The organism is Agrobacterium leguminum, from assembly GCF_005144435.2.
Taxonomy (GTDB): domain Bacteria; phylum Pseudomonadota; class Alphaproteobacteria; order Rhizobiales; family Rhizobiaceae; genus Agrobacterium; species Agrobacterium leguminum.
The window spans coordinates 1315168-1327446 of sequence record NZ_CP120211.1; the positions used below are offsets into that span (position 1 = coordinate 1315168).

The 12279-nt window shown below is 59.6% G+C and carries 11 protein-coding genes; 3 read left to right on the plus strand and 8 right to left on the minus strand.

Annotation, left to right across the window (positions count from 1 at the left end; all coding sequences use genetic code 11):
• Window positions 1–542 precede the first annotated feature (542 nt).
• Genes CFBP4996_RS06485 through CFBP4996_RS06495 form a run of 3 tightly spaced genes read right to left on the minus strand, consistent with a single transcriptional unit; the run spans window position 543 to window position 1860 of the window.
• Window positions 543–1151, minus strand: a complete 609-nt coding sequence (locus CFBP4996_RS06485; RefSeq protein WP_080851899.1) for an ATP-dependent Clp protease proteolytic subunit — start codon at window positions 1149–1151, stop codon at window positions 543–545.
• 41 nt (window positions 1152–1192) lie between these two features.
• Window positions 1193–1549 carry an SRPBCC family protein gene (locus CFBP4996_RS06490; protein ID WP_080851897.1) on the minus strand — a complete coding sequence of 119 codons (357 nt, stop codon included), beginning with the start codon at window positions 1547–1549 and terminating at the stop codon, window positions 1193–1195.
• Window positions 1546–1860, minus strand: a complete 315-nt coding sequence (locus tag CFBP4996_RS06495; protein ID WP_003524773.1) for an ArsR/SmtB family transcription factor — start codon at window positions 1858–1860, stop codon at window positions 1546–1548. The genes CFBP4996_RS06490 and CFBP4996_RS06495 overlap by 4 nt, the downstream gene beginning before the upstream one ends.
• Before the next feature lie 158 nt (window positions 1861–2018).
• On the opposite strand from CFBP4996_RS06495, the gene CFBP4996_RS06500 reads away from it, so the two are divergent.
• The gene (locus tag CFBP4996_RS06500) at window positions 2019–3575 is read left to right on the plus strand and encodes a phospholipase D family protein (protein ID WP_020809894.1); all 1557 of its coding nucleotides are present in this window, start codon (window positions 2019–2021) and stop codon (window positions 3573–3575) included.
• Between the two features lie 16 nt (window positions 3576–3591).
• Here CFBP4996_RS06500 and CFBP4996_RS06505 read toward each other — a convergent pair whose 3' ends face one another.
• Window positions 3592–4425 carry a response regulator gene (locus tag CFBP4996_RS06505; protein ID WP_003524770.1) on the minus strand — a complete coding sequence of 278 codons (834 nt, stop codon included), beginning with the start codon at window positions 4423–4425 and terminating at the stop codon, window positions 3592–3594.
• A 162-nt stretch (window positions 4426–4587) separates the two neighbouring features.
• A complete protein-coding gene (locus tag CFBP4996_RS06510; protein WP_065115789.1) occupies window positions 4588–7101 on the minus strand; it encodes a GcvT family protein in 2514 nt (837 codons plus the stop codon).
• 61 nt (window positions 7102–7162) lie between these two features.
• Between CFBP4996_RS06510 and CFBP4996_RS06515 the strand changes: the two genes are divergently transcribed.
• Window positions 7163–7387 carry a hypothetical protein gene (locus CFBP4996_RS06515; protein ID WP_080851895.1) on the plus strand — a complete coding sequence of 75 codons (225 nt, stop codon included), beginning with the start codon at window positions 7163–7165 and terminating at the stop codon, window positions 7385–7387.
• Here the strand turns inward: CFBP4996_RS06515 and CFBP4996_RS06520 are convergent.
• The 3 genes from CFBP4996_RS06520 to CFBP4996_RS06530 all read right to left on the minus strand — a co-directional run bounded on the left by CFBP4996_RS06520 (window position 7375) and on the right by CFBP4996_RS06530 (window position 11895).
• Entirely contained in the window at window positions 7375–7689 is a 315-nt protein-coding gene (locus CFBP4996_RS06520) for a hypothetical protein (RefSeq protein ID WP_137396230.1), read from the minus strand. The two genes, CFBP4996_RS06515 and CFBP4996_RS06520, sit on opposite strands and share 13 nt — an antisense overlap.
• Complete coding sequence (locus tag CFBP4996_RS06525) at window positions 7686–8957, minus strand: hypothetical protein (RefSeq protein ID WP_233283532.1); 1272 nt, start codon at window positions 8955–8957, stop codon at window positions 7686–7688. The genes CFBP4996_RS06520 and CFBP4996_RS06525 overlap by 4 nt, the downstream gene beginning before the upstream one ends.
• Window positions 8958–9213: 256 nt before the next feature.
• Window positions 9214–11895: a mechanosensitive ion channel family protein gene (locus CFBP4996_RS06530; protein WP_162935867.1), complete on the minus strand. Its 2682-nt coding sequence runs from the start codon at window positions 11893–11895 to the stop codon at window positions 9214–9216.
• Between the two features lie 122 nt (window positions 11896–12017).
• On the opposite strand from CFBP4996_RS06530, the gene CFBP4996_RS06535 reads away from it, so the two are divergent.
• Window positions 12018–12272, plus strand: a complete 255-nt coding sequence (locus CFBP4996_RS06535) for a GlsB/YeaQ/YmgE family stress response membrane protein (RefSeq protein WP_003524764.1) — start codon at window positions 12018–12020, stop codon at window positions 12270–12272.
• Window positions 12273–12279 lie beyond the last annotated feature (7 nt).

Below are 12279 nucleotides of genomic sequence, written 5' to 3' on the forward strand. Positions count from 1 at the left end.
ATTTTGCTATGCAACCCAGCAAATCGATGATGTTTTGACCCAGATTCGCTCAGTGCTTCGCATGGTGTGGAACGAGCGTTCCCGGTTTCCCAATCGTCTCGCCGGATCGGGACGGCGATGATTTCGGCTGTCGGACCAGATGACATCGAACATGAAACTCTGGATGGCTCCGCCGCCGGAGGGGAGCGTCCGATGAAGCAGCCGTCGAGATTTCTCACTTTGCGCTGAGGTTGCGTCGCAAAGTCCGTATTTTGCGACATTGCCGAGCGTGAACTTAAAGGGCGGGTTGAGGTTGACGCCGCACTCGCATGGTTTGCGAAAATTCAAGGCAGAAAGAGCCTCGGCAGCTCCGTCCCCTGTCGAGCGACATCTTGGCGATGAGTCAGAAATTCAAGAAGATGAGTACAGATTTCGCGAGAAACCTTTACGAAGGCCGCGCCTACTCGATGAAGCGGTAGGTGTAACGCGAGGCGTGGAGGGTTGACGGTAGCGGGGACCAACTCCGCGCGCTCTTAGGTCAAACCTCCGAATAAGCGTCCGGCTTATGCCGCGATATCCTCGCGAACGCCCAGAATGCGGTCGATCAGTCCCCATTCCAGAGCTTGCTCCGCCGTCATGAAAAAATCACGGTCCATGGCCGCCTCGAATTTTTCATAACTGCGTTTGCAATGTTCGGAATAAAGCCGCGTCATGCGGTGCTTCGCCTGCCGCATCTCTTCGGCATGGATCAGCATGTCCGACGCCTGCCCCTGGAAACCGCCCAGCGGTTGATGAATATGGATGCTGGCATTGGGAAGGGCGCTCCGCTCGCCCGGTTCACCCGCCATCAGCAGAAACGATCCCATGGAGCGGGCCGTTCCCATGCAGAGCGTATGAACCGGTGCGCGGATATAATGCATGGTGTCATACATGGCGAGACCGCTGGTCACCACACCGCCCGGCGAATTGATATAGAGATGGATCGGTTTCTTCGGGTTTTCCGCCTCGAGAAACAGCAATTGCGCGCAGACCAGCGCCGAAACCGCATCGTTCACCTCACCGTTGAGGAAGATGATCCTTTCCCGCAACAGCCGGGAATAGATATCGAAAGACCTTTCTCCCCTTGACGATTGTTCGACTACCATAGGGACGAGTTGCATCGCTTCGCGCATCGGCGAACTCCTGTCGTTGAAATGTCGGGGAACGTTCCGGATCAGGCGGCGAGCTTGATCGGCGAACCGTTATGGTTTGCGGCGGCCTTTATCATCCGGCCGGTATTGACGGGCAGATCATGAATGATGCGCAGGCTGGTGCCGCCATGGGCATTCGCCGCGATCCTGAAGGTGACGGTGCTTTCCAGAAATGGCGGATTATCCTCTCGCAGCCGGTAGCGAACCTCCTCGCCGGGCTTGATATCGATCGCATCGGGTTCCGCCAAAGCCTCCTTCGGCAGCCAGTTTTCACGAAACGCCGGAATGCTGATGGCGCGCCAGACCTTTTGCGGCGGCTCGTCCAGATCATATTCAAGCTCGATGCCGTTTTTCGGCGCTTCCGGTGTCTGACTGTTCATTGGTCCATATCCTTCAGCAGGAGTTTGAGAGCCTCAATGCGCTGCGGCCAGTAGGCGCGATATTTGCCGAGCCAGGCCGCAATGCGCGTCAGCCCGTCCGGATCCACTTCATAATTGACGAAACGGCCCTGCCGTTTCTCGACCACCAGCCCTGCCCCGCGCAACACTGAAAGATGCTGCGACATGGCCGGCTGGCTGATCTCGATCCCCTCACGCAGGGCGGAAGCGTTCATGGCGCCATCCGCCAGCTTTTCGAAAATGGCGCGGCGCGTCGGATCGGCCAGCGCCCGGAAAATATCGTTCTCTGTCATGACAACACATAAGCATACACTTATGTGATTCACAAGCCCTTTCGGCGCGTGGAAAACGCGCCTTTTCACGCCGATGGCACGAGGTGCCGTGAACGCTTTATCCGCTCGCGCGTTTTCATCCCGCCTGATACTCTTCGGGCCGGGAGCGATCAAAACAAGTGACTGCATTTACGGTCTTCATCGTCATTCTTCTTATGGTCATAGGGCCGAGCCTGTTTGTCGTCATCGGCAAACAGCGGGAAAAGGCAATTCCCAAGCGCCCTTCCACCGCCCTGCCCCTTGCCGAAGACGCAACGACGCTGGACCGGCACTGGCAATCGATAAGAAACGGCTGGAACGAGAAAAATGCGCTCTGCCTGCTGCATTCCAACCTCGATGCCTTTGCGGTGCGCGTGGCGGCGGCGCGTGCCGCCGGGCGCAGCCTCGATCTGATGTATTACATGTGGAATGCCGACCTGACCGGACGGCTGATGATGCGTGAAGTCATCGCCGCCGCCGATCGCGGCGTGCGCGTGCGCCTGCTGCTCGACGATCTCGGCGTCTCCATCTCCGACCGCATCTTCCACGCCATCGACAGCCATCCGAATATCGAGTTGCGACTGTTCAACCCCACCAGGGCGCGGGAAAACATTCTGCATCGAAGCATCGAGCTGGTGCTACGCTTCCGAAGCGTCAACCGGCGCATGCACAACAAGGCCTGGATTGCCGATGGCCGGGCCGTGATCGTCGGCGGGCGCAACATTGGCGACGCCTATTTCGACGCCGCCGAGCGGGCGAATTTCCACGATTTCGATATTCTCGGTTTCGGCAGGATCGTCGCCGACGCCACGGAAATCTTCGACGATTACTGGAACAGCGCCGTTTCCGTGCCCGTGCGCTCGCTATTGGCGCGCAGGCCGAGCAAACTCGCCAGATTGCGGCGCGAACTCGATGCCCTGCCGAAAAGCGAAGCGGCAAAACCCTATCTGGAGCGGGTCGAAAGCCAGTATGGCCGCGACCATTTCCTGATGTCGGACCGTCTGCACTGGGTCGAGGCGGCGGATATCCTCGCCGACCCGCCGGAAAAGGCGGCGGGCAAACGCCGCAAGGGTCATAACTTCCTGATGGAAAGCCTGCTGCCGCTGATGCAGGCGGCAAGCGACAGCCTGCACATCACCTCCCCCTATTTCATTCCCGGCAAACAGGGTGTGGGGATATTTCTACAGCTCGCCGAGAACGGCGTGTCGGTCGCCATCCTCACCAATTCGCTGGCCGCGACGGATGTGGCCGCCGTGCACGCCGGTTATGCCCGCTACCGAAAACCGCTTCTCTCCGGCGGGGTGCGCCTGCACGAGCTGCGCGCGCAGGCGGATCAGTCAAACTTCACCCTGCGCGGCTCGGGACAGGCGAGCCTGCACACCAAGGCTTTCACCCGTGACGGCAGGACCGGCTATATCGGCTCGCTCAATTTCGATCCACGCTCCGCCTCGCTCAATACGGAAATGGGCGTCGTGTTCAACTCGGCCCCGCTGGTTGCCCGTATGGACGAGATATTCGCGGGCGAAATCCGCCGCACCATGAGTTTCGAGCTTGAAATCGACAAAGGCAGGCACATCGTCTGGATGACGGAAGAACAGGGGCGGACAAGGACATACCGGCGCGAACCCGACGCCACCATCAGCCGCCGCATCGTCGCCGGTATCATGCGCTTCCTGCCGCTGGAATCGCAGCTTTAGGGAGGAAAGCCTAAGCTCAGGCCGCCGGCCTTACCCCCGCTTTCGCCAGCTGTATCTGCACCAGCGTATCGAGGTTCTGGTTGACCCGGCAATAAAACTCCTCGTCGATGAAGGGGCGCAGCATGAAATCATTGCCGCCCGCCTTCAGGAACCGCGCCGAAAGCAGCCGATTGGTGGAGGAGGACACCCCGATGATGCGCAGTTCATGCGACCCGCGCACGGTGCGGATGCGCCGCGTCAGTTCGAAACCGTCAATATCGGGCATGTTGTAATCGGTCACAACGAGGCCGATATCGGGATTGGCCTTCAGAATATCGAGCGCCTTCGCACCGCTATCCGCCAGGCTGACGCGGAAATTATAACGCTTGAGACGGCTCGAAAGCAGCGCCCGCGCCGTCGGGCTGTCATCGACGATCAGCACGTGATGGCGGTGGTTGGTGAGAAAGCGGCAGACGGATTCCGTCAGCATATCCACGGCGAAAATATTGTCCTTCAGAATATAATCGACCACATCCTTGGCGATCAGCGTTTCGCGCGTCGCCTCATGAAAAGTGCTGGTGAAAACGATGGTCGGGATCGAAAGATCGATCAGATATTCCAGCGCCTCGCCCTTTTCCGCCCCCGGCAGGTTGATGTTGGAAATCGCCAGCGTCACCGGTTCGGGAGAATGTTCGTAACAGGCCTGCAACTCCTCGAAATTGCGGCACACTTCCACGGTAACGCCCAGCAGTTCCTTCAGGCGCATGCTCACCATCTGGGTGAACACATTGGTATCTTCCGCCAGCAAGATGCGGCTGTTGGTAAAAGGCACGCCAGAATATTGCATGCCCGTAATGCCTAGAAAATTCATTCTGCCCCGATCCCCCATCGTATGTCAGGGAAAGATAGCAGGCTCATTTTTCAGAATCATTAATAACACTTTTGCCGGAAAAGCAGTTGAACACATGCTTACCTAAACGGAAATACGGCCCACGAGGGGCCGTATTCCGACTTTGGGAGGGGATATTTTGTCTCAGGCGCGCAGAAGCGCATTGTCCGTGTCGAACGGGCTTTCTTCCACCACTTCGGCATCATAGGAGGTGCCGAGAATGCGGATCTTGAGCTTGGTGCCCACCGCCGCATATTCCGGTTTGAGCATGGCGAGCGCGATGGATTTGCCGAGACGCCAGCCGAAGCCGCCGCTCGTCGCGCGGCCCGCGAGCGCGCCGCTTTCATCGAAGATCGCTTCCGAACCGCGCGCATCGACATCCGTATTGCCTGATACGGTGAGCGTCGAGAACACCCACTTCACGCCGGCCTCTTTATAGGCCACCAGCGCATCGCGGCCGATGAAGCTCTTCTCCGGGCGAAGGAAGCGGTCGAGACCGGATTCATAGGCGTTGTATTCCACCGAAAGCTCGCGTCCCATGTTGCGATAGGATTTTTCGAGCGACATCGAGACCATGGCGCGGATACCGAAGGGCTTGATGCCGAATTCGGCGCCCGCTTCCATCAGCCGGTCGAAGATATAGTTCTGCATCTCGATCGGGTGGTGCAGTTCCCAGCCAAGCTCGCCCACGAAGTTGACGCGCAGCGCATGCGCCGTCGCCACGCCGACGGAAATCTGCCTGCCGGTGAGCCAGGGGAAATCCTTGTTCTCAAGGCTGGTGCGGGTCAGCTTCTTCAGGAGATCGCGCGACTTCGGACCGGCAAGAACCAGCACGCCGTATTTCTGCGTGATCGGCTGCAGCACAACCGAACCATCGGTGGGCGCAAGGCGGCGCAGCACGTCATGGTCATGCGCTTCGAGACCACCGGCCGAAACCATGTAGAAGCGGCCCGGCGCCCATTCATAGACCGTGAATTCCGCCTTCACGCCGCCATTCGGCGTCAGAAGATGGGTGAGCGCGATACGGCCACGCTTCTTCGGCACCGCATTGGCGAGAATGCTGTCGAGCCATGCCCGCGCACCGGGGCCGGAAACCTCCATCTTCGCGAAGGCCGACATGTCGAGCACGCCGACATTCTGGTGGACATTCTTCACCTCGTTGCCGACATGTTCGAAATAGTTCGAGCGGCGGAACGACCATTTCTCGACGATACGACCGTCATCCAAGGCCGGCGCATGGTTGTGGCTGGTGATGACATCCGCACCCACGCCGAGATCTTCCTCGCGGAGCGCATAACCTTCCGGCGCATACCAGTTGGCACGCTCCCAGCCATAGACGGAGCCGAACACGCCGCCGAGCTTCTTCAGACGGTCATAAACCGGCGTCGTCTTCAGCGGACGGGCGGCGGAGCGCTCCTCATCCGGGTAATGCATGGTGAAGACGTTGGCATAGGCTTCCTCGTTCTTGGCGATGAGGTAACCTTCCGTGGCGTAAGGGCCGAAGCGGCGCGGATCTACACCCATCAGGTCGAGCGTCGGCTCGCCGTCGACGATCCATTCGGCCAGTTGCCAGCCGGCACCGCCAGCAGCGGTGATGCCGAAGGAATGGCCTTCGTTCAGCCAGAAATTCTTCAGGCCCGGTGCGGGGCCGACAATCGGGTTGCCGTCAGGCGTATAGGCGATAGCGCCGTTATAGACCTTCTTGATGCCCACTTCGCCGAAGGCCGGAACGCGCACCATGGCGGTTTCGATATGCGGCATCAGGCGGTCGAGTTCTTCCTGGAACAGCTCATATTCGCTGTCATCGGAGGGACCGTCGACATAACAGACCGGCGCGCCGACTTCGTATGGACCGAGAATCAGGCCGCCCGCTTCCTCGCGCATATACCAGGCCGAGTCGGATTCGCGCAGCACGCCCATTTCCGGCAGACCCTGGCGACGACGCTCTTGGATGGCCGGGTGCGGCTCGGTGACGATATATTGATGCTCGACCGGGATGACCGGAATGTTGATGCCGACCATCTCGCCGGTCTTGCGGGCAAAGGAGCCCGTGCAGGAGATGATATGCTCGGCGATGATCTCACCCTTGTCGGTCGTCACCTTCCAGTGACCGTCTTCCAGCTGCTCGATGGCGGTGACGGTGGTGTTGCGATAGATGGTCGCCCCGCGGTCACGCGCGCCCTTGGCCAGCGCCTGCGTCAGATCGGCAGGCTGGATATAACCGTCGTCGGGATGCTGGATGGCGCCAAGCAGGCCGTCCGTCTCGCAGAGCGGCCAGATTTCCTTCACCTGCTCCGGCGTCAGCATGTTGACGCGCACGCCGATGGTCTCGGCGATGCCGGCATAATACATATATTCGTCCCAGCGATCCTTGGTGCGGGCGAGACGGATATTCGAGACCTTGGAGAAGCCGACATTCATGCCGGTCTCTTCCTGAAGCTCCTCATAGAACTTCACGGAATATTTGTGAATCTGGCCGACCGAATAGCTCATGTTGAACAGCGGCAGAAGCCCGGCCGCATGCCAGGTGGAACCCGAGGTGAGCTCCTTGCGCTCGATGAGAACGCTGTCGCTCCAGCCCTTCTTGGCAAGATGATAAAGCGTCGAAACGCCAACGACGCCGCCACCGATCACCACCGCCCGTGCATGTGTCTTCATTTACAGAACCCCTGAAAAGCGCCGGCCTTGCCTTATTCCGCCGACATTGGATGGGAGGAATATGAAGCGCTTGCGGGTTGTTCAGCCGCCTGATTGCGACATGGCCATAGGGTGCTGCGACAGGGAAGAAATTGCCGCCATCGGGGTGGGCTTTCGTATTGCCGCCGCCGCGCTTGCAGAGACGGCGGCAAAGATGTCGAGAAATATCGGGCCGGCACAGACCGGGAACTGCAACACGCTCCTAAAAGGCAGGCCACGGGCCGGACTTGCCGGCTATCGGTTCTGAAGCTGCATTTGCAGCCCCCGCACATCCGGGCCGTCCAGTTTCAAACCCTTGAGGACATCATTGCCGGGAACGATGATCGAATCCTTGAAGACAGGACCACCTGGCAGATTGTGTATCCCACCGCCCCCACCGGGCGGAGGCGGTGGCGGCGGAAAGCCACCGCCGCCACAAGGCGGAATGCGGTAGATGCAATCAGCGGTGAATTGCTCAAGGCCCCCCGCGGTCACAGACGGGCGAACGACATCCTGCGCACCTGCTAAAACCGGCAAAAACATACCGAAGAGAAAAATGACCCGTCTCATTTCGCAACCTCCTGCGAAGAAGCACAAATCCTGGCGCGGTCTTTCACGTCCTTACCGGCAGCCGCCTTTGCTGCAGCATCCAGCCAGGCAGGCGTGCTGTTGCGCATGCCGATGGAAACGCTGTTGAAGCCTATGACAAGCGGGCGTGCAAACTGGCGGTCGGAAAACAGACCGGAGCTGTTTGTGCTGTGAATGGCGTTGTCACTAGCGGCCGCGTCATTGACCACGGGGACCACAGGCTGTTTGCCCTGCGGCCCGGTGGTCGCAGCCGCCGCAGCATCGGATATGCCCTTTTCGGGGTCTCCCCTGTTACCCCCCGCATCCAGAAAAGCTGAGCGGCCCCGACCGTTGGTAACCTTGACGCCGCGGGTCAGAAACGCCTGGCGCACAACCAGCAGGCGGATATCGTAAATATAACGCGGACCACAATCCTCCGTATCCGCGGTTCTCAAAATGTCGCGGCTGAGAATATAGGACAGTTTCTCGCGAAGATATTCATCCGCACAATAGACCTTGGTATCTTGATCATTGCAAAACCCCATCAGCGCATTTTGCGCATGGAAGGGGTTGATCGCGTAGGTCTGAACATTCTGAAGTTCGATTTCCTCGACATCCGCCCGTGCGCCGCCGAAAGCAATATTGCGAAGAAGCCCCGCCATACCCTCCTTGCGCTCGATCTTGATGACGGGAAAAAGCGCGTCCTTCACCTGCAGGCCCGAGGTGGTTCCGTCCGTTGCAATCTCCGCTCGAGGTTGCGAAACCGAGAGCGTCTTCTTGTCCTCCAGCCATGTGCTGTCCCCGAAATAGGGCGCCTCCGACTTCACCCCGAGATAACCCCGCAAATTTGGTATCTGGGTTATCTTGACGTAACGGCCGATGAAGGATTCGCTTTCGAGATCGGCAGGTAAGGATTTGAATTTGTGACCTGAATCGACAATTTCGGCGATGATGTCTCCCACATAGATATCCTCCTGCGGAGGATAGACCGGTTCGATGCCGAGCCGTCGGATGGATTCATTCCAGCGCTTCGGCAGGTATTCGTCGGTCACATCCGCTTCACCCATCAGGAAAAACAGACCCGCCGAGCCGATAACGACCCCCGCCGTCAGAAGGGACAGCCGGGCTGCATGGGGCTGCGTCCACGCCCAAAGCCCCTTCAGCTTCTCCCGAAGAGATGTTTTTGCAGGAACCGGGCCCGGAGGCTGGGCAGGCTGGGCAGGCTGGGCAGGCTGGGCAGGCTGGGCATTCTCATCGACTGGATCCGGCATTTGAACCCCGACAGGAAAGAAATAAACTAAATAATACCATAATATATCAACTTACAGTTTACATATCAATACAGTCATTGCGGGTATTTCGATTATTTTTCATGACGGCGGCCGGGCATATCCGACGTCCATCAAAGTAAAAAGCTGTCCCGGGAAGTACCCATCATTCACAGCAACGCAGCCGGGTGCGAGACCTGGTCCCGCACCCATCGGAACCCATACCGACGGCCCAATGATCGAGATCGGCCGCAGCCGCTCAATTGTCCTTGCCGACCACCTTCGCCGCCGTCGGCTGTTCCGCAACGGCCTTGTCGCCCGTCTTGTCAGCTGCCTTGCCCGCATCCTTTTCCGGCACAGCGCCGGCAACGGGCGATGCCGCCCCCGTATGGGCCACCACCGCCTTGTCGCCCTCCTCAGAAAGCAGCGCCGCCAGCATCTGCGGATTGGCGTCGCCTTCCACGTGGATGTTGAGGTTGCGCTGCGGGAACGGGATGTCGATCCCCTCCTCCCGGAAGCGCTGGAGGATTGCGATACGGAGCGCGTTTTTCACGCCAAGCCCGTTGGAGAGATCGGCAAGGTGGAAACGCAGTTCGAAATCCAGCGAAAAATCGCCGAAGCGGAGGAACTCCACATGCGGCTCGGGATTGCGCAGCACCGGCGGCTGGGCGCGCACCAGTTCCAGCAGAATATCCATCACCTTCTGCGGATCGGAATCGTAAGAGACGGAAACGGGAATTTCCGCGCGCATGATGCGGTTGCGGTGTGTCCAGTTGCCGACCGAGGAATTGATGAATTCCGAATTCGGCACGATGATCGACTGGCCGCGGAAGGTTTCGATTTCGGTGGCGCGCACGGAAAGCCGCTTGACGGTGCCTTCCGTCGTGCCTGTCACCACCCAGTCTCCCACCTTGAAGGGACGCTCGACCAGCAAGATGAGGCCGGAGACGAAGTTGGAGACGATGTTCTGCAGGCCGAAACCGATACCGACCGAAAGGGCCGACGCCACCAGCGCCAGGCTGGAGAGGTTGAGACCGGCCGAAGACACGCCGAAGATGGCCGCCACCGCGATACCGAGATAACCGATACCGGTCTTGACCGAGTTGCGCACCCCGGCATCCACCTGGCCGCGCGCCATGACGTTATTGTCCAGCCACTTCTGGAACCAGCGGGTGATGATGTAACCGATGGCGAAGACGAGGACGCCGCCGAAGAGGCCGATCAGCGAAATGGAGGCATTGCCGACGGTGATGCCGGTTAACAGACGATAGGCCCAGCTTTCGATATCGCCCGGCTGGAAGCCCCAGGAAAACAGGATGAGCGGCACACCGAAGGCAAGCGCGACGGCATAGATGCCAAGCCCCGCGGCAAGACCGGCCTGATCGAGCGCCACCACGCCGAGACCGAAACGCCGCGCGAGATAGCGGCCGGCAAGCGATTCCGCAAAGGCGCCCTGTCGCGAAATCGCCTTGCCCGAGAGAATGCCGATATACATCGTCGCCAGCACCGCGCCGGTGGCGACGATCTGCGTGGCAAGGAAGCGCGCAAGCCCGACATAACCCGTCAGGCAGGCGCCGATGAGAACGAGGCCGCCCACCCGCAGCAGGATGACGAGCCAGCGCGGCAGGCGCTGATTGCCGGTCTCATAATCCTGCCCCTCGCCGATCACAGGCCGCAGGAACGATACGGTCAGCAGGATAAGGCCGATGATGATCGAGGCGAGGAAACTTTTGGCAACCGTGACGATCAGCGGCGAATAAAGCGTCTCGCTGATCGTGCCGAGCAGGTAATCGAGCCCGTTGACGAGCGCCATCAGCAGCACCGCCGAGGACAGCGTGTGCGCGCCCTTGTTGGACACCTTCAGAAGGCGCCATTCCGGCTGCGTCGGCGCAAAGATCGCATAGCTCAGCCGCGAGACGAAATAAACGAAACCAGTGATCGCCATCGCCCCGAACAGGATCGGCGCGATGTCTGACCGCAGCACGTTGAAATTATCGAGGAAGAAGGCGGAGGTGACGAGAAACAGGAACAGCGACAGCGACTGCACCATGGTCGACCAGAAGGCCACCGAAAGCCGTCTCAGATAGGAAGGCTCGCCCGTAAAGGCCCGCCGGTCCATGCGGCTGCCGAAAAAGCGGTAACCGCCCACGAGAAACAGCAGCGCCGCCATGATCGACAGCGTCACCGCCCCGAACATCGGCAGGCGCTTGTAGTTCCAGACGAAGCTCGCCCAACTGCTGAAAGCGTTGTTGAGGTTGGTCAATTCGGTCAGAAAGGCGGAGGAGGCGTCGCCCAGTGTCTGCGCCGAAACTTCGGTGCGCTTGAACAGCGTGGCGGCAAAAAGCGCCCGACGAACGGCAGTGATGTTATTGGAAATCTGCGCGGCATTGGTGGCCGTGCTCTCCACTTCCCCGGCAATCGCATTCACCTCGGCCCGTTCCGCCGTCAGCCGGTTTCGCTCCTCCGTCACCATGCTCGCTTCCGGCGGCTGGTCGTCCGCAGGCGCCGCACCCAGCGCATCCAGCCGGGTCTTGATCTGGTCGAGACGGGTGCGCAGCTTGGTGTTGGCGGCGGCGGCATCGGCGGCGATGGTGTCGGCGCGGCCCTTCAGGTCCACAAGCTGCACATCGTCGCTGCCGCCCGCTTCCACCTGTTTGGCAATCGCCGCGACATCGGCCTTCCATTTCTCCAGCTCCGCCCTCGCCTGTTCGACGGTCGAGGCCTGGATCGCCACCGGCGCGGGCGATGTTGTTTCCCCCTGCGCCGCCGCCGGCATTGCCGACAAAAGACCGCCAGCCAGAAAAAGCACCATGGCCATTATCGCCGCCATGGCGCTCCTTTGCCGCCGATCCCGCACCAGGCCGTCGAACATCCTTCTGCCGTCCATCAATCCGCCGAACATCAACCGCACATCCATGCCTTTCGTCTCTTTGCGCCGCATCAGGCTTTTTAGCGCCTGCCGCGCGGAAAACCACCCGCATAAAGCGAGGTTTTCAGGAGTTTGCCTTGCTTTTCACCACGAGAATCATCACCTTTGATGATGCAGCAACATGGGAGGAAATCATGGAATCTGCTGGCATTGGCTGGATCGCAGCCATCATCATCGGTGGTGTCGCCGGGTGGCTCGCCGAACAATTCATGAAAAGCAATATGGGTGTTTTCATGAACATCCTTCTCGGAATCGTCGGCGCGATCGTCGCCAACGCCATCCTTTCGGTATTTGGAATCGTTTTGACGGGTTGGCTCGGTTATCTCATCGCCGGCTTCATCGGCGCCTGCATCCTCATCCTTATCGGCCGGGCTTTCAGGCGCGGATGAATAAAAG

What these genes read in the sequence shown, in the direction of transcription:
- CFBP4996_RS06515 (WP_080851895.1), top strand. Translation starts at nt 7,163, where the DNA reads ATGAAGCGCTTGCGGGTTGTTCAGCCGCCTGATTGCGACATGGCCATA.
- CFBP4996_RS06505 (WP_003524770.1), bottom strand. Translation starts at nt 4,425, where the DNA reads ATGAATTTTCTAGGCATTACGGGCATGCAATATTCTGGCGTGCCTTTT.
- CFBP4996_RS06520 (WP_137396230.1), bottom strand. Translation starts at nt 7,689, where the DNA reads ATGAGACGGGTCATTTTTCTCTTCGGTATGTTTTTGCCGGTTTTAGCA.
- CFBP4996_RS06510 (WP_065115789.1), bottom strand. Translation starts at nt 7,101, where the DNA reads ATGAAGACACATGCACGGGCGGTGGTGATCGGTGGCGGCGTCGTTGGC.
- CFBP4996_RS06525 (WP_233283532.1), bottom strand. Translation starts at nt 8,957, where the DNA reads ATGCCGGATCCAGTCGATGAGAATGCCCAGCCTGCCCAGCCTGCCCAG.
- CFBP4996_RS06485 (WP_080851899.1), bottom strand. Translation starts at nt 1,151, where the DNA reads ATGCGCGAAGCGATGCAACTCGTCCCTATGGTAGTCGAACAATCGTCA.
- CFBP4996_RS06490 (WP_080851897.1), bottom strand. Translation starts at nt 1,549, where the DNA reads ATGAACAGTCAGACACCGGAAGCGCCGAAAAACGGCATCGAGCTTGAA.
- CFBP4996_RS06530 (WP_162935867.1), bottom strand. Translation starts at nt 11,895, where the DNA reads ATGCGGCGCAAAGAGACGAAAGGCATGGATGTGCGGTTGATGTTCGGC.
- CFBP4996_RS06495 (WP_003524773.1), bottom strand. Translation starts at nt 1,860, where the DNA reads ATGACAGAGAACGATATTTTCCGGGCGCTGGCCGATCCGACGCGCCGC.
- CFBP4996_RS06535 (WP_003524764.1), top strand. Translation starts at nt 12,018, where the DNA reads ATGGAATCTGCTGGCATTGGCTGGATCGCAGCCATCATCATCGGTGGT.